Here is a 238-nt window from a genome sequence, read left to right as displayed (position 1 = left end):
GTCCGTAGCCGACCAGCGCGCCCAGTGTCGGCGCCAGTCGACTCATACCGTCGGAGGCCTTCAGCAGCGACGTGGCGATCACTTCCAGCACGATCGCGGCGGCGAGATAGGCGTAGGGATTCATCGCGGGCTCCGGCTTACAGAGGATCGCACAGCTTCAGGGCCTGCTCGGCCATCGCCAGTGCATTGATGCGCTCTTCTTCGTCCAGTGGCCGGCCGTAAGCGGTGGCCCAGTAAC

At 65.1% G+C, this 238-nt stretch carries 1 protein-coding gene; it reads right to left on the bottom strand.

The annotated features are described in order from the left end of the window. A partial coding sequence (locus AC6UD4_RS07385; protein ID WP_500709662.1) for an SMR family transporter occupies positions 1-124 on the bottom strand: 124 nt, incomplete at its 3' end. Between the last annotated feature and the right edge of the window lie 114 nt (positions 125-238).

This window comes from Fructilactobacillus sp. X3R5C2 (genome assembly GCF_059901175.1).
Note: the sequence above shows the minus strand (reverse complement) of the source record. Positions and strands in the feature narration are given on the sequence as shown.